This is a genomic window from Nonomuraea sp. B208, assembly GCF_057536035.1.
Genome location: NZ_BAAJOU010000024.1, coordinates 260,538 through 274,662, shown reverse-complemented (window position 1 = coordinate 274,662; position 14,125 = coordinate 260,538). Strand labels below are relative to the sequence as shown.

Below are 14,125 nucleotides of genomic sequence, written 5' to 3'. Positions count from 1 at the left end.
CATCACAGCGCGCTCCGCGACCGGCCACCGCGTCCTTCTACCGCCCGGGAGAGTGCTCCCGGAGCTTGCGCGCCACCACCCCGATTTCCGGTCTTCACCTGCGGACACGCATACCTTGAGCGCTTTCCGTGAAGAAAGAGCGTCATGGACACCAGCCCCCGAGGCGACACCCCGCTACCGGACCTGCTCGACGCCACCCCCGGCCTGTGGGTGGACGACCGCGAGGAGGACGACCCGGTGCTGCTCCGCGCCGACGGCCGCCCGGTCGACACCTGGCGCCAGCACTACCCGTACGACTCCCGCCTGTCCCGCGACGAGTACGAGCGCGACAAGCGGCTGCTGCAGATCGAACTGGTCAAGCTGCAGTACTGGATCAAGGACACCGGGCAGCGCCTGGTGATCCTCTTCGAGGGACGCGACGCGGCCGGCAAGGGCGGCACGATCAAGCGGTTCACGGAGCATCTCAACCCGCGCGGCGCGACCGTCGTGGCCTTGGAGAAGCCCAGCGAGCGCGAACGCGACCAGTGGTACTTCCAGCGCTACATCGCCCACCTGCCGGCCAAGGGGGAGATCGTGCTGTTCGACCGCTCCTGGTACAACCGGGCGGGCGTGGAGCGGGTCATGGGGTTCTGCACCGAGGAGGAGTACCTCGAGTTCATCGAGCAGACGCCGCGACTGGAGGACCTGCTGGTGGAGTCGGGGCTGCACCTGGTCAAGCTGTGGTTCTCGGTGTCGCGGGCCGAGCAGCGCACCCGCTTCATCATCCGGCAGGTGGACCCGGTCAGGCAGTGGAAACTGTCGTCGATGGACCTCGCCTCGCTGCACAAGTGGGACGACTACACCCGGGCGAAGGAGGACATGTTCCTGCACACCGACACCGAGCGCGCCCCGTGGACGGTCATCAAGAGCAACGACAAGAAACGCGCCCGGCTGGAGGCCATGCGGCACGTGCTCAGCCTCTTCGACTACGAGGGCAAGGACCGCGAGGTCGTCGGCACCCCGGACCCACTCATCGTGATCTCGGCCGGTGACATCTTCGACGAGGACCACGCCCTGCCGGACTCACCGTAGGCCCGTCAGTACACCGGGGGGAGTACGGCGGCGGCCGCTCACGGGCGGACGCCGCCCCGGCCCGAGCCGGAGACGATGTCCGGACCGGGAACCGATTCGGAAGGCGAACAGGCCATGAACGGAAACGACGAGCACACCCTCGGGACGCTGTTACGGCGCTGGCGGGAACGCGCCCTGCTCACCCAGGAACAACTAGCGGAGAAGGCGGGCCTGAGCGTCCGGACCATCCGCCGGCTGGAGCGCGGCGATCCACACCGGCCGCGTACGGCGTCGCTGCGACTCCTCAGCGAGGCACTGGACCTGAACACGGCCGAACACACACTCCTCACCGCCACCCACACCGTCCAGTCACCGACAGCGGCCCAGGAACGCCCACCCTTCGGCCCGCCCGACACGCCCGACTTCTACAGCGCGCCCGGCGCGTGCGGCCCCCGGCCTCCCACCACCCCGCTCTTCGCCACCCCGCCTCACACCACCCCGCCTCACACCACCCCGCCTCACGCCGGCCCGCCCCCTGCCACTCTCTCCCTCGCCGCCCTGCCCCTCGCCGCCCTGCCCCTCGCCGTACGGGACGCCGCCGCACGCCTGCGATCCGGGTGGGACGCCGGCCACGTACGGGACGGCGGCCACAGACGCTGCCCCGGCCCTTTCAACCGGTCCCCTGGAAACGCCGCCCCTTGACCGCGCTGCCTGACTCTCCCGTCGAGCCAAGTGCCCAGCCGATGCCGGATGTCCGATAAGTTCTCTTTCGGCCATGCCTTTGCTCGCTCACTCCCGGGGGGTCGATACCGGTGCGCCGAACGCTGCTGATCGCAGCTCTGGTCGGAAGCCTGGCCGGCTGCGCCGCCGTCCCGGGACGCATCACCTGGCCCTCCGGCGACTCCCCACCAGCTCCGGCGGCCTCACCGACGACCACCCCGCCGATCACGCCATCGGCCACTCCCACCCCCACTCCCTCCGCGACCCGCGCCGCACTGACCGCCCCGGAGGCGACGCGAGCCCTGCGCACCTGGGTGAGCACGTACAACGCGACGCTCAGGAAGCCCAAGTGGTGGCGGCAGAACGCCCGCCTCGACGCACTGTTCATCGAGGGAGCCCTGCACGAGGGCGTGCTCGAACGCAACCATGAGGATTTCGGCCGCAAGCCGGGCCACAAGCCGATCAACCTGACCACCGACCCGGTGATCTACCTGCCCCGCCCGGAGAAGCAGCCGGCGATCGGCGACTGGTTCATCGCGCAGGCCACCTACAAGGACACCAAGGGCCACGCCCGTCCACACGTGCTCGCCTTCTTCCGCTCCCCCAGCCGGCCGTTCCGGCTGGCCGTCGCGACCCCCATCCATTGGGGCCAGCGCATGCCGAAGCCGCTGCTCGACGCCGACGGCCACGTCACGGACATGGACGACGACCTGGCCGCCGCCGTGGCGAAGGAGTACCAGAACTTCTGGAACCACGAGAAGAAGGAGGGCGCCTCCGGCTACCGCCTGGCCAAGGACAGCTTCAGCCGCAAGGCGTTCCCCGCCGTCTACAAGGGGCTGTACGTCCGCTTCGCCCGCCACGGCTCGATCTTCGGCTTCCGCACCGCGGACGGCGGCTCGTTCCTCCTGTTCGCCCTGCTGAACAACAACAAGAGCGTCAACCAGGTGCTGAGCGAGGCCCTGCTGGTGCCCAAAGGCAGCAGGACCATCCAGGAGTTGGGCGCCAACTGGTTCTCCTGAGCCGGCTCCGCCACCACCACTCACACGGCCGAGCGCTCAGCGGCTCGCCATGATGATCAGCAGGACGATGACGGCGACGACGCAGAGGATGATCTCCACCCCGCTCATCCCTTCTGAGGAGTTCTGCCTGCTCACGTGCCGGTCCCAGCTCTCACGCCTTCTGCGCGAGTCGTCGTCGGACTGCCGGATGCGCCGGAGATGATCGTCCAGCCCACGCTGCCGGGATCGATCGAAGTCGTCGAAGGGCATGGCGATGTCGTCCTTATCGATCGTTGCCACTATCTGTAACAATAATACTACGCATTGTCGCCATTCACGGGTAACATCGTCGCCCCTCATTACGGGCCAAAAAATAGCCAGATTTCGGCTCGATCGGCCGAATCGGCCTGAATTGCTGAGCAAAGCGGCCAAACCCGCAACTATCAGGAATCCCCTTGCGGGTCAAATATCTGCACTGTTTAATATTCGTACTCTCGGCGACAGAGATCAACAGACCGGACACTGGGCGTGCAGCGTCAGATTCTCCCACCAGCAGGAGAGGTTTCGTTGACAACCCATAGGCGCGCAAAGAAGGACCACATCCCTTTGCGCGCCACGCTCCTCTGCGTAGGGGCCATAGGGGCCACAGTTCTCACGGTTACCTATGTGAGATCGGACCAGGTCCTCACGGGGCTGGCCACCGCGGCCCTCTCCTTCGGGGGAACCATCATCGCCGCCTGGATAGCCAGATCGAAACCGCAGGACGGACAACCCGGGCCGGCTCAATGGATCATCACGATCACCAGATGGCCGGTGATCGCCGCGCTGTTCGCACTCAACGCGATCGTCGGTGCGATCACTTACGTGAGCACCTATGTCCACGAGAACCAGTCGGTCGACGCGACCGCGCAAATACGCCTCGACAACGTGAAAGGCCTGCTGCCCGAGCAAGGGCACGCGACCGTCGAGATCACGGTCAAGCCCTGGCGAAAGAAGGCACTGATCACCTTACAGACGTCGGACCATCGACCGGAGCTGGGAACGTGCCGCATCAGCACCGATCTCCAAGTGACGCCGCTCATCGCCAAGAACCCGGGCCCGACCATTCGTACCCTGCCCGGAGAAGAGTTCCAGGTGGACATAAGGCCGGGCGCAGAAAAGCTCTCCCTCGAAGTAGTCGTGATCAACAAAGCCAAAGACGCCAACTGTGCGGTCGATCTGTCCGTCCTCAAAGTCACCCTGTCGAATGATTGAAGAGGATCAGCCGGTCATGCGTAGGATTTACAGGCTGCTCGCCGCGGCCGTCGCACTCTCGACCCTGCTCGCGTGCAGCTCCGGATTGACGTGCCCGCCGTCCTCGGGAAAAGGCGCCTCGCTCCTTTCCGGGACGATCGCAGTAGGCGTGACGAACGACTCACCGGGATTCGCCGTCGGCGGCGCATCGGGGAAACTGAGCGGCTTCGACATCCAGGTCATGAAGGCACTCGAAGATCCGGCGAGCCGCCGGGCGACCGCGGCCACCATCCTCACCGTGGCCAATCGCGCCGCCAGCCTCAAGGACGGGCACGCCGAACTCGTCATCGCGACCTTCTCCATCACCAGCGACCGCAAAGCCGACGGCATCGACTTCGCCGGCCCTTACATGACCACCCCGCAAGCCCTGCTCGTCAGAGCAGATGACAACAGAATGAACACGCGAGAGGACCTCGCCGGAAAAGTCGTGTGCGCCGTCGAGGACACCACCGGCCACAAGGTCACGATCCAGGACGCGAACTTGGACAACCCCGCCCCCACCACCAACGCGTGCGTCGACAAACTGGAGAACAAGCTCGCCGACGCCGTGTTCGACGACGAGATCATATTGCACGGCTTCATGCAGGCCCGCCCCGGCAAATACAAGATCATCTTCCCTGGCGCGTTCGGCACCATCCAGCAATACGGCATCGCCATGGAAAGAGGTCATGGAGCAGACTGTGAAGCGATCACCACCATCATCATCGACTATGTCAAGAAGCAGTGGACGACCGATTTCAAGGCCCATCTGACGAGCGCCGTGGACGCATATCCGGAAGATTTCGAGACCAGATTCAAGCCCGCACCGTCAGACATCAGCAGGGTCTCCTGCAAACCGTAGGAAGACGCCCGGCGTCGCCGGCAGCAGCGACGTGTCCTGCGGGAGCCCATCTGGTAGGCCGCACCGGACGTCTACGTCCGCAACGCGCACGCGTTCTCGCGGAACTGCACCCATACGTCGCCAACCCGCCCAACTCAATCATGTTCGGGGTCCTGAGCGATCAGGACAATTTCGTCGCCGCCCTTGCACCAGCGTGGCCACGACCGACTTAACGCCGGGGTCCGGCTTGCAGTGCACCTTGTGATTGGCCAGGAGGGAGGCGAGGAATGGGGGTGTCGTCAGCAAGAGCGCCAGAAGGCCGACCCGAAAGCCGCGCGTGCCGCAGTTCCCGCACAGGACCGACGGCATGAGCCCACCGCCTCCGTCCACTGCCATTCGAAGGTGCCGAGAGGCAGGGTCACGCGCAACTGATCACCAAGACCTCGCCAAGAGATCACCAAGGGCGCTGAAGATCATTGCTCGTGTCCGACGACACAAGGAGATGTTCCATATGAACAAAAAGCGTACGGCTGCCATGATCATGGCCGCGTTCTTCACCATCGGTGCCGCGCAGCTCATCAGTGCCGGTCCCGCAGCGGCCGCCACCTCTGACGGCGGAGGTGTTTCGTCGATCTATCCCGACTTCGACCCCATCGACTGCGACACGTCGCCGCACCACTGCCGCTGATCCGGCCACTAGTCTTGATCGACTAGCCCGGCCTTCCCCATAGGGGAGAGAGCGCGGACGGTTCTGGGGAAACAGAGGCCCTCCGCGCTCTCCACCCAGCAGCTACCGCCGAGCATCGAGCAGGGTGCGTTCACCGGACCGGGAGGCCGGTGACGGCGCGGCCGATGATCAGGCGCTGGATCTCCGACGTCCCCTCGAAAATGGTGAAGATCTACGACACACACGTGGCCGAGCTGGAGGTTCGCTCGCGAGAACGGTCTTTAGCTGGGAAAACTCTTGTCCTTACTTGCCAGCGTTTGCCACTGCTAGTCGCCCTCGGGCAGAACTGAGGCAGAACCGGAGCAGGGGAAGTCACGGCCGGAGAAGCCTTTCGGCAGCAGGAGCCCCGGATCACTCAGGGTGATCCGGGGCGGCTCCACCAAGGGTCAGCCGGCAACCTGCTCCACGTACAGCGATTCCTCCCACGCTTTCACATCGGCGATCTTGTAGCGCACATGCCTGCCGATCTTCATGAAACGCGGGCCACCGCCTCGCGAGTTCCACTGGTACACGGTCGAGACAGGTACATCCACCCGCTCCGCCAACTCCTCTGGAGTGAGATGCTTCTCCGCCACCGATTCCCCTTCACATGCCCTGCCGCCTCGCGCGACCCTTGGCGGCCCTTGCCAGCGTGACGCAGTTGAAGCAATATTCGCATACTGACGCGTCATACGCTTCAGCTCGCGCCACTCACGTAGCGCGAGCACCACACCAAAAGGGGACATGCGAAAGACCCGCCGTCCAAGGTGTGGGCAGGCGGGCCTTTACTGAAGCCGTGAGGGTGGTCAGACGCGCTTCCAGCGCCACTGCCCGTTCGCATACCGGGTGCACCGGTACTTGCGGTTGGTGACCTTGGCGTACCCGTAGCGGAGGTGGGCCGCCTTCGGACAGTAGGCACCGGGAGTAATGCACCGCCAGGTGTTGCCGACTTGCCGGTAAGAGCACGCTGCGCTGGCGACGTTAGTGGCCGCAGTCACAGCCGCGGTGGCGGTCGTGGCCGCATGCGCGGCGGCGGGGGCAGTGGTGAGGGCCGCGAGGGCGAGGGCTGTGGCGGCGAGCGTGCGAGTGATCATGCGTCTCCCTGATCTGTGTGGAGAGTGACGCATATTCGACGGGCGGTGACGGCGATGTGTTGGCCCTGGCGCCTACAGGAACTCCAGCTATTCACGGGAGCCTCTGACGCCTAGGACGCAGTACCCGGTCGAGGCGGGTTCGAGCCAGACAGCGAGATTGCGTTGCGCTTGGCGGCTACTGCGCTAGGTTGGCCAGTGGCCGCCCCGTCGGGGGGCGGTTTCCACCCCGTTCCTATCGGAGGAACCCATGGCTTTGAGCCGCCTGGCCGCCAAGTTTGCTGCGGAAATTCGCCAGCATGACTGGTCCGATGCTCACTCTCGGGCCGACCGCGCCGGCCACCGCCGCGAAGACGACCGGCCCGTCAACCAGCGTGAGCAGCTCACGCCCGAGCAGACCGACACAGTCCGCAAGAACGTGATGTGGGTCGCGGCGCAAGTCCTCGGCTACGAGGACCCCAACTTCCAACTGCATGAGTTCGCTGAGGCATGCGGAGTCAACATCTACACCCGCCACGGCCGTATCGACGGAGGCATCGAAGCCGGCATCCGCAAGACCGACGGCCGCTACCAGCGGCCTGGCGCGCGAGAGTAGCGATCATTCGAAAGGCCCCGATCCCTCAGAAGACCGGGGCCTCAGACCGTAGCCATGTGGGTGGAGGCGACCGCGGCATCTACGTTGATCTTGACTGCCGGTGTCACCCGCTGGCCAGCGCCGCAACGCTCGACACCAAGAGCACAATGCCACCGAGCACGCCCCACGTAGCGGCGACGAACATCCACACCGCAGTAACCGTCAGTACGATGCCGATCACACCCGCTCCGAGCCGCTCCAGTGCCAGCAGCACCGCGCCGACCAAGACGACGAGCAGCGGCACCACCACAGCCAGAGACACGCTGCGCACATGCGTATGCGGTGCAGCAGCCCACATCACCGCCAGCCACGCCGCCACCATCTCGACCCGGGCCAAAGCCTTCATCGGTCCCCCAGACGCTCCAGAAGCTCCTCAGGAAGGGCGTAAGCCTCTCCCCCGTCCTTGCCGACCAGCCACACCCGCCCGTCCTTCACGAGCTGCTTGAGCTGCGTGTGGATCTCACTCGGAGGAGCCGTCACCCGCTGCTTGAGCACCAGGTGCAGCAGCTCCCCGAGCTCCAGCGCCAGGCCATCCGCGTCGGCGAGCACGTCGATGATCGCCGCCTTCACGTCACCCGGCGTCGAACGCGGCTCCTCCGCACCCGGGCGCTTGCCCGCGCGCGGCTCCCGCCCGTCCTTCTTCGCGCTGGCGTACTCCTCGATCCAGCCCATCGTCAGGTCGTCGATCCGACCGGCGGCCGGCTGGCGGGCGATGAGCTTCGGCTTCTCGGTGTACAGCCACCGCATCAGGGCGGCCCGCCGGTCTATCCCAGACAGATAGGCGAGACCCTGCGTCAGCGTCCCGTTCTTGAACGTCGCCGGGAGCAGCGACGGGTCCTGCGGGAGGCCCATCTGGTAGGCCGCGCCGGGCGTCTGCGTCCGCAGCGCGCAGGCGTTCTTGCGGAGCTGCGCCCTCAAGGTGACGCTCCCGCCCAGCTCGGTCATGTTCGGGTCCTGGGCGACCAAGACGATCCCGCCGCCGCCCTTGCGCCAGGTCTTCGCCCCCGAGGCGAGCGTGGCCACGGCCTTCTTGCCGTGCACGTCGTGCGTCAGCAGCTCCGGCGCCTCCTCCAGGACGAAGAAGATCCCGGTCATGCCGCCCGCATCGGGGTCACCCGGCACGAGGTGCGTCTTGCCGATCCGCTCGTCGCCGTCCTCGTCCACCCACGGGATGCGGGCGAGGTGGCGCACGCGGCGGCGCATCACCCAGTGCCACAGGTCCAGCTCGTACGCGCAGTCGTCCTCGCCGAGCGCGCAGCGGTGGGTACGGTCGTTCCAATCCGGCGCCGAGCCGCCCTGCGGGTCGAGCAGTACCGTCGCGACCTTGTCGGACTGGTGAGCCAGGCCGAGCAGCGTCTCCACCGACCGGGACTTGCCCGCTTCGGAGTCGCCGACGATGATGCCGTGCCGCATGCCGCCCGACTTCGTGTAGAACGCCCAGTGGGCCGGGGCGAGGTCGTAGAAGTAGCCGATGTGCGCCCGGCCGTCCTTGCCGATGCGGGGCTGCACGTCCTCGAACCGGCGCACCTGGGCCAGCGTGTCAGCCTCCAGCAGGGTGAACAGGGCGCGGGAGTTGTCCCCCGAGGGCGACGGCTCCAGCACGGCGAGCTGCGTCGAGGTCTGGAAGGCCGAAGCCACCTTCCCCGCGGCCGCCATGATGTCCTTGGTCTCCTTCTCCCCCGGCACCGCCCGGATCTCCGCGCGATACCCGGCGTCGATCCGCTTCGGCGTCGTCAGCGTCATGCCGTCCAGCGCCTTGCCCTTGGCGGCCAGGCGCTCGTTGAACCGGGCGATGATCCGCGCCACCTCGGGGTCGATTTCGACCTGCTCGACGGTGATCAGCGGCTCCTCGGCCACCGGCGCGCGGCCGGGCAGGGGTAGGCGGCGGTGACGCCGCCAGTGCAGCAGCGCGAACGACAGCCAGCCGGCCACCCCCGCCTGGACCACCAGCCCTGTGGGGCCGACCGGGGCGGTGGCGATGAGCCAGGCCGCGCCGAACACCGCGGCGGCGACGTTCTGGCGGGCCTGGACGGCCTTGCGAACCGGGACCACGACCGTGGCCGCCGCGATGAGGACGGCCACGGCCGGGTGAACCGGCAGCACATGGATTCCCGCCGACAGCGGTAGCGCAATTAGCCACGCGAACGGAGCTGCCATCACCATGCGGTAGCGCTGGCGGAACGCGACGCGCCGCACCGTGCGGGCGACCTCATCGGTCGGCTTCTGCTTTCTGACCTTGGGCAATGGGAGCTCCTTTCGCGTGGTCGTCGGCGTGCGGCCGGGCTCAGCCGCCCGCGTACGCTTCCTTGTCGGCCACGTTGTTCACGCCACCGACCGCCGCGTGGCTCTCGGCCACGGTGGACTGGGCTGCGGCAAGGTCGGCGATCCGCTGGTGCTGGTCGGCGAGCTGCTTGGCGGTCTCGTGCGCGGCCATCATCGCCGTGATGAGCTCGCCGCGGCCCATGTTCTTCTGCAGCAAGCCGGCCATCTGGCCGTCGATGGCGGCGGCGACCTGCATCATGTCGGTGTTGGCGGTGTCGTGGTCGTGCTTGAGCTGGGCGAAGCTGGTGAATTCGGCGTTCACGGTGGTCCCTTCTGGGGTGTCGTACTTGGTCAGGTCGACGACGGGCTTCTGGTCGCGGATGTCGGCGGCGGCCGACAGCTCGGGCGTCTCCTCGGGGGCTTCCTCCTCGGTCGGCGGGGCTTCCTCCTCGGCTTCCTCGACCACCTCGGCCTCTTCGATCTCGCGGGTGGCCTGGTAGTCGCGGTAGGCCTGACGAGCACCCTGGGCGGCCTGGCGGCCGATCCGGACAGCACCACCAAGGACCTTGAGCAGCCCATAGGTCCCGCCCGCGACCGCCGCGGTGGTGCCGCCGACGACTCCGAAGGCGAGAGAGGTCCACCAGCGGAGGTTGCGCGGTCCCGGCGGGGCTCCGGACGCGGTCGGGCGGGTGAGGTACTTCTGGGCCTGGTCGTAGTGGGTGCGCGCGGCGGTGAAGCCGCGCCGGAACTCGAGGTCGGCCTGCGCCGCTCCTGCCCGGAGGCCGCCCACGGTGGCGGCGCGGGCGTCGGGGCGCTTCACCAGGGCGGCGGTGATGACTCCGGACAGGGTCAGCAGCAGGATGAAGGTGATCACTTGCGGCCCCCTTCGACGTTGGCGGTCAAGGTGTCCTGCCACGCCTTCTTGGCGTCGCGGCCAAGGTCAGCGGTGTTGATGCCGAACACCGTGATGGCGCTGACGACCAGCAGCGTGGGGATGAACGGGGCAACGATCGCGGTGGCGCGGCCGACCTTGTTCGACTTCCCCCACACGTCCGCGAACCAGATGGCCGCGCAAATGCCCAGCAGGATCGCCGGAACGACGGGGTGCAGGCGGCCCGTGACCGCCCGGACGATGGCCTCGAAGAACGTCCCGATCAGTCCGACGCCAGCGACGAGCATCCACCAGGCGGTGAACTTCGGCGCGGTCTTCTTCCAGATGAGCCCGATGCCGAAGGCCAGCATCAGGGCGGTCACGCCGCCGAGTCCGACGAGCAGGTTGTCCACGGTGAGGGGTCCCTTCAGGCGAAGAAGTGCAGGATGAGGTAGGCGACGATCGCGGCCGTGGTCAGCTCGGGGAGGAAGATCGTCATGGCGGGGATGTAGAACGCCGTGTAGAGCAGCGCGCGGGCCAGCAGCAGCACCCGCCAGGCCCACACCAGCGCGCCGACATCGCCCGGCAGCCACGGCGGTGACCACCGCTCCCGGACGAACGTGATGGGCGAGGGCATGTAGGAGGGCCGTTCACGGGCGATCCAGTCGACCAGCGGGCCCTGAACAAGCTCGACGAGCTGGTCCAGTCGCGGCGCTGCGGGCGTGTCGGGCACCTGGGGCTGGTCGTCGCGCAGGGGCACGACCGGGGCGACCGTCTCGACCTCGTCGGTGGCGGGCTGGGGCTGCTTGGCGCTCTGCTCGTCCTTCGCGTGCTGGTCCGACGTGGGGAACGGGGAGCGGATGCTGCGTGGCATGTTGGTCACCTCCTCTGGCGGTTGACGTCGTCGGCGTGGCTCCGGAACTCGGCGGCGTAGTGGGTGTAGAGCCGGTCACCTTCGACCTCGTCGGCGTTGTGCATGTCGGCCAACTCGGCGGTGAGGTAGCGGATGGCCTCGTGGAACGTCTCCTTGGCGGTCGGCGCACCTTTGATGCTGGCGTGGAAGCGCTTCTTGCGGGCCTCGCGGCGGGTCGACACGTGACTCCTCCCGATCGTCACGGACGGTTACTGCTGGCGGGGTCGTGCTACGATCTCGCGCACGTGCGCGCACGTGCACTGCGCGCGTTGAGGTCGCCCCGTGGTGGCGGTCTGCGGGTCTGGTCGGCGGTGAACACCGGCTGGCGGCTGGTCACAGTCGGTCACGCCGCTCGCAAGTTGGCGATCACGGCGTCCCAGTTGATCCGCGCCATTGCCTCACTGGTCGGCACCAGCTTGTAGAAGCCGGTCACGTGCCGCGCGAGAACGTCGCCGGGAGTACGGAACACCGCCAGGAGCAGGTCTCCCTGCGTGATCCCGAGCAGCACGTGCTTGCCGTCCGGGGCCGGCTGAGCCCGCAGCGCGGTGCGGTCCGGCTTCGACAGGCACTCGGCCAGGCCGTCCATGCCGTCCGCGAGGACATGCCGGGGCGCGACCACCCCGGCGGGCCAGTCCTCGATCTCCAGGTGGACGAAGTACGGGTCACCGACCCGGTACGTCATCCACCCGTTGTGGAACTCGCCGGTGGCCTCGTCCCATAGGGGGAGGTAGCAGGCCCGCTCGACCGTCTCGTCCGTCTCGCTGGTCATCAGTTCGCTTCCTCGTCGTCGCTGTTGTCGGCGGACGAGCCGTTCTCGTCCGCGCCGTTCGTCCGCTTCTCGTCCGCGCCGGACGAACCGTGCCCGTCCGCGCCGTCCGCCGTCTCCGTCCACGCGGACGAGCCGTTCCCGTCCGCGTGGACAGCGGCCGCCTTCAGCACTCGCAGCAGAGCGCTGGCGCGCTCGTTGCTGATCGTCCGTCCGTCCGCTTTCACGGCGGCCGCGAGCGCGTCGCGAGTGAGCTTCGCGCCCATCCGGTTGTGCTCGGCGAGGATCCTCCGCCCGAGCGGCAGCAGGTCGCCGAAGTCGTCCGCACCTGCGGACCGTCCGCCCGTCCGCGCCGTCCGTCTGCCGTTCGTCCGTGCGGCCCGTCCGCCGTTCGTCCGCCCGGACGAGTGACGCTCGTCCGTCCGCTTCTTGCCGGGCCGTCCGCCCGGACGAGACCTCTCGTCCGCGCCGTCCGTCCGCGTCTGCTCGGGCTTCTCGCCCGCCGCCCGTCCGCCGTCCGTCCGCTTCTCGTCCGCCGTCCGCCTGAATGCGAGCGCATCCCGCCACCGCGCGCGCCGCACCGGCTCGTCCGCCGTCCGACCACGGTCCGTCCGGCCGTCGTCCGCGCTGTCCGTCCGCTTCTCGTCCGTCCGCTCGTCCGCCGGACGAAGCTCGCCCGCGGACAGCGGACGGTACATCGGGAACATCCCACCGCCGACCCGCTGAACGAACCGGGCGATCGTCTGCTTCGCCGCCAGCGCGTCCGGGTCCACGCCGTACAACTCCTCCGACAAGGCGGCGAGTTGCGTCAGCGCGAGCTCCAACTGCGTCCGCTGCGCCGCGACGACCGCCGCCTGCGCGCGGTCCACCGCCTGCCACGTCTGCCGGACGGTGCGGCGCGACCGGACCACCTCGACCGCGAGATGCGGGCTCTGCACGCCTTCGCTGATCGCCCACTTGAAGGCGGCGAACGTCTCCTTGGTGTGCAGCAGCCAGCGCAGCACGCTGAACTTCGGCGCACGGGGGTCGATCAGCCCTTTCTCTCTCAAGTCCTGGCGGTGCAGGTGCCGCGAGTGCATCGACCACAGCCACGGCGAGGCGAGCGAGCAGGCCGCGAACAGCTCGGGGTAGTCCTGTACGTGCGTGTACGACAGGTAGCCGGCGCCCGCCCCAATCGCGTAGGACCACATGCGGATGGCCCAGGCCGCGTCGCCCTCCCGCAGCGCTACGTGGGCGTGCCAGGAGACGTACACGGCGACCGACTCGACGATCCCGGCCGCGATGATGGCCCACACCGGCGGGAGACCGCGCTGCATGAACGACATCGCCTGCCCGGAGACGGCGACGAGGTTGACCCCGAGGTTCGTCGTGCTCATGACGGCTAGACGGCCGGCCGTCCGCGTCCGCTCGGCCCAGACCGCGCGCCGCTTCCGCCACTTCGCGCGGGTGCGCTCGGCCTCGGCGTCGGCCTCGGCGACGATCCGGGTCTGCTCCTGCTCGGCCAGCTCGCCCGCCCGCTCGGAGAGGGCGGCGCGGTGCTCGGCCTCTTCGAGCTCGCGCTTGCGCCGGGCAGCTTCGCGCAGTTCCTCCTGCTCGATGCGGAACTGCTCCGCTTCGAGCCGGGCGCGCTCACGCTCGGGGCTGGGGGCGAGCAATCTCACGCCGCCGCCTCGTACGTGCCGATGCCGAGGAGGCGGCGCTGGGTCGGGGTGGTGCCGCCGATGACGCCCCAGTTGTCGAACGGCATCGCCCGCGCACGGTTCACACACTCGCCAGCCAGGCCGGTGAAGGGGCAGCCGGAGCAGAGCCCGCGGGCGTAGTCCTCGTTGTTGGCCTGGTTCTCGTCGAGGGGGTACCAGTCGTCGGGGTCGGCGTCGGGCTGGCGGCACTTGGCTGCGCGGGTCAGGAGGGCCGCGTCGAGGTCGGGCATGGGGTCGGATGTGACAACGCCGCGCGGCGATGCCACGATGTGGCTGGTCATCGGGTCTCGGTTCCTTTCAC

General features: G+C 68.0%; 19 protein-coding genes. 7 read left to right on the top strand and 12 right to left on the bottom strand.

The window, feature by feature from the left end:
* Positions 1 to 144 precede the first annotated feature (144 nt).
* From ppk2 to AC27IY_RS27445, 3 genes are all read left to right on the top strand, one after another.
* The gene (gene ppk2, locus AC27IY_RS27455) at positions 145 to 1,071 is read left to right on the top strand and encodes a polyphosphate kinase 2 (protein ID WP_364452167.1); all 927 of its coding nucleotides are present in this window, start codon (positions 145 to 147) and stop codon (positions 1,069 to 1,071) included.
* Between the two features lie 114 nt (positions 1,072 to 1,185).
* Positions 1,186 to 1,752, top strand: a complete 567-nt coding sequence (locus AC27IY_RS27450; RefSeq protein ID WP_487179678.1) for a helix-turn-helix domain-containing protein — start codon at positions 1,186 to 1,188, stop codon at positions 1,750 to 1,752.
* Positions 1,753 to 1,862: 110 nt separating this feature from the next.
* Positions 1,863 to 2,789 (top strand): DUF8094 domain-containing protein, encoded by a 927-nt coding sequence (locus tag AC27IY_RS27445; RefSeq protein WP_487179677.1) that lies wholly within the window; start codon positions 1,863 to 1,865, stop codon positions 2,787 to 2,789.
* A 36-nt stretch (positions 2,790 to 2,825) separates the two neighbouring features.
* Here the strand turns inward: AC27IY_RS27445 and AC27IY_RS27440 are convergent, their stop codons facing one another.
* On the bottom strand, positions 2,826 to 3,068 hold the full coding sequence (locus AC27IY_RS27440) for a hypothetical protein (protein WP_487179676.1): 243 nt from the start codon (positions 3,066 to 3,068) through the stop codon (positions 2,826 to 2,828).
* Positions 3,069 to 3,434: 366 nt separating this feature from the next.
* Between AC27IY_RS27440 and AC27IY_RS27435 the strand changes: the two genes are divergently transcribed.
* From AC27IY_RS27435 to AC27IY_RS27425, 3 genes are all read left to right on the top strand, one after another.
* The gene (locus AC27IY_RS27435) at positions 3,435 to 4,022 is read left to right on the top strand and encodes a hypothetical protein (RefSeq protein ID WP_487179675.1); all 588 of its coding nucleotides are present in this window, start codon (positions 3,435 to 3,437) and stop codon (positions 4,020 to 4,022) included.
* Positions 4,015 to 4,902, top strand: a complete 888-nt coding sequence (locus tag AC27IY_RS27430) for a transporter substrate-binding domain-containing protein (RefSeq protein ID WP_487179673.1) — start codon at positions 4,015 to 4,017, stop codon at positions 4,900 to 4,902. Before AC27IY_RS27435 ends, AC27IY_RS27430 begins: the two co-directional genes overlap by 8 nt.
* A gap of 490 nt (positions 4,903 to 5,392) precedes the next feature.
* Positions 5,393 to 5,569, top strand: a complete 177-nt coding sequence (locus AC27IY_RS27425) for a hypothetical protein (protein WP_423448468.1) — start codon at positions 5,393 to 5,395, stop codon at positions 5,567 to 5,569.
* A gap of 425 nt (positions 5,570 to 5,994) precedes the next feature.
* Here the strand turns inward: AC27IY_RS27425 and AC27IY_RS27420 are convergent, their stop codons facing one another.
* Positions 5,995 to 6,183 carry a helix-turn-helix transcriptional regulator gene (locus AC27IY_RS27420; protein WP_487179672.1) on the bottom strand — a complete coding sequence of 63 codons (189 nt, stop codon included), beginning with the start codon at positions 6,181 to 6,183 and terminating at the stop codon, positions 5,995 to 5,997.
* 210 nt (positions 6,184 to 6,393) lie between these two features.
* Positions 6,394 to 6,681, bottom strand: a complete 288-nt coding sequence (locus AC27IY_RS27415; protein WP_487179671.1) for a hypothetical protein — start codon at positions 6,679 to 6,681, stop codon at positions 6,394 to 6,396.
* Positions 6,682 to 6,928: 247 nt separating this feature from the next.
* Between AC27IY_RS27415 and AC27IY_RS27410 the strand changes: the two genes are divergently transcribed.
* Positions 6,929 to 7,273, top strand: a complete 345-nt coding sequence (locus AC27IY_RS27410; protein ID WP_487179670.1) for a hypothetical protein — start codon at positions 6,929 to 6,931, stop codon at positions 7,271 to 7,273.
* A gap of 103 nt (positions 7,274 to 7,376) precedes the next feature.
* On the opposite strand, the gene AC27IY_RS27405 is transcribed toward AC27IY_RS27410, so the two are convergent.
* The 9 genes from AC27IY_RS27405 to AC27IY_RS27365 all read right to left on the bottom strand — a co-directional run bounded on the left by AC27IY_RS27405 (position 7,377) and on the right by AC27IY_RS27365 (position 14,105).
* Positions 7,377 to 7,658 (bottom strand): hypothetical protein, encoded by a 282-nt coding sequence (locus AC27IY_RS27405; protein ID WP_487179669.1) that lies wholly within the window; start codon positions 7,656 to 7,658, stop codon positions 7,377 to 7,379.
* On the bottom strand, positions 7,655 to 9,556 hold the full coding sequence (locus tag AC27IY_RS27400) for a hypothetical protein (RefSeq protein ID WP_487179668.1): 1,902 nt from the start codon (positions 9,554 to 9,556) through the stop codon (positions 7,655 to 7,657). The genes AC27IY_RS27405 and AC27IY_RS27400 overlap by 4 nt, the downstream gene beginning before the upstream one ends.
* A gap of 40 nt (positions 9,557 to 9,596) precedes the next feature.
* Positions 9,597 to 10,448 carry a hypothetical protein gene (locus AC27IY_RS27395; protein WP_487179666.1) on the bottom strand — a complete coding sequence of 284 codons (852 nt, stop codon included), beginning with the start codon at positions 10,446 to 10,448 and terminating at the stop codon, positions 9,597 to 9,599.
* Entirely contained in the window at positions 10,445 to 10,858 is a 414-nt protein-coding gene (locus AC27IY_RS27390) for a hypothetical protein (protein ID WP_487179665.1), read from the bottom strand. The genes AC27IY_RS27395 and AC27IY_RS27390 overlap by 4 nt, the downstream gene beginning before the upstream one ends.
* A gap of 14 nt (positions 10,859 to 10,872) precedes the next feature.
* Complete coding sequence (locus tag AC27IY_RS27385) at positions 10,873 to 11,319, bottom strand: hypothetical protein (RefSeq protein WP_487179664.1); 447 nt, start codon at positions 11,317 to 11,319, stop codon at positions 10,873 to 10,875.
* Between the two features lie 5 nt (positions 11,320 to 11,324).
* A complete protein-coding gene (locus tag AC27IY_RS27380; RefSeq protein WP_487179663.1) occupies positions 11,325 to 11,540 on the bottom strand; it encodes a hypothetical protein in 216 nt (71 codons plus the stop codon).
* Positions 11,541 to 11,701: 161 nt separating this feature from the next.
* On the bottom strand, positions 11,702 to 12,127 hold the full coding sequence (locus AC27IY_RS27375) for a hypothetical protein (RefSeq protein ID WP_487179662.1): 426 nt from the start codon (positions 12,125 to 12,127) through the stop codon (positions 11,702 to 11,704).
* The gene (locus AC27IY_RS27370; protein WP_487179661.1) at positions 12,127 to 13,785 is read right to left on the bottom strand and encodes a hypothetical protein; all 1,659 of its coding nucleotides are present in this window, start codon (positions 13,783 to 13,785) and stop codon (positions 12,127 to 12,129) included. Before AC27IY_RS27370 ends, AC27IY_RS27375 begins: the two co-directional genes overlap by 1 nt.
* Entirely contained in the window at positions 13,782 to 14,105 is a 324-nt protein-coding gene (locus AC27IY_RS27365; protein WP_487179660.1) for a WhiB family transcriptional regulator, read from the bottom strand. Before AC27IY_RS27365 ends, AC27IY_RS27370 begins: the two co-directional genes overlap by 4 nt.
* Positions 14,106 to 14,125 lie beyond the last annotated feature (20 nt).

Coding starts and splice junctions, on each gene's coding strand:
- AC27IY_RS27415 (WP_487179671.1), bottom strand. CDS start 6,681: ATGATCACTCGCACGCTCGCCGCCACAGCCCTCGCCCTCGCGGCCCTC.
- AC27IY_RS27430 (WP_487179673.1), top strand. CDS start 4,015: ATGATTGAAGAGGATCAGCCGGTCATGCGTAGGATTTACAGGCTGCTC.
- AC27IY_RS27405 (WP_487179669.1), bottom strand. CDS start 7,658: ATGAAGGCTTTGGCCCGGGTCGAGATGGTGGCGGCGTGGCTGGCGGTG.
- ppk2 (WP_364452167.1), top strand. CDS start 145: ATGGACACCAGCCCCCGAGGCGACACCCCGCTACCGGACCTGCTCGAC.
- AC27IY_RS27385 (WP_487179664.1), bottom strand. CDS start 11,319: ATGCCACGCAGCATCCGCTCCCCGTTCCCCACGTCGGACCAGCACGCG.
- AC27IY_RS27365 (WP_487179660.1), bottom strand. CDS start 14,105: ATGACCAGCCACATCGTGGCATCGCCGCGCGGCGTTGTCACATCCGAC.
- AC27IY_RS27410 (WP_487179670.1), top strand. CDS start 6,929: ATGGCTTTGAGCCGCCTGGCCGCCAAGTTTGCTGCGGAAATTCGCCAG.
- AC27IY_RS27450 (WP_487179678.1), top strand. CDS start 1,186: ATGAACGGAAACGACGAGCACACCCTCGGGACGCTGTTACGGCGCTGG.
- AC27IY_RS27425 (WP_423448468.1), top strand. CDS start 5,393: ATGAACAAAAAGCGTACGGCTGCCATGATCATGGCCGCGTTCTTCACC.
- AC27IY_RS27375 (WP_487179662.1), bottom strand. CDS start 12,127: ATGACCAGCGAGACGGACGAGACGGTCGAGCGGGCCTGCTACCTCCCC.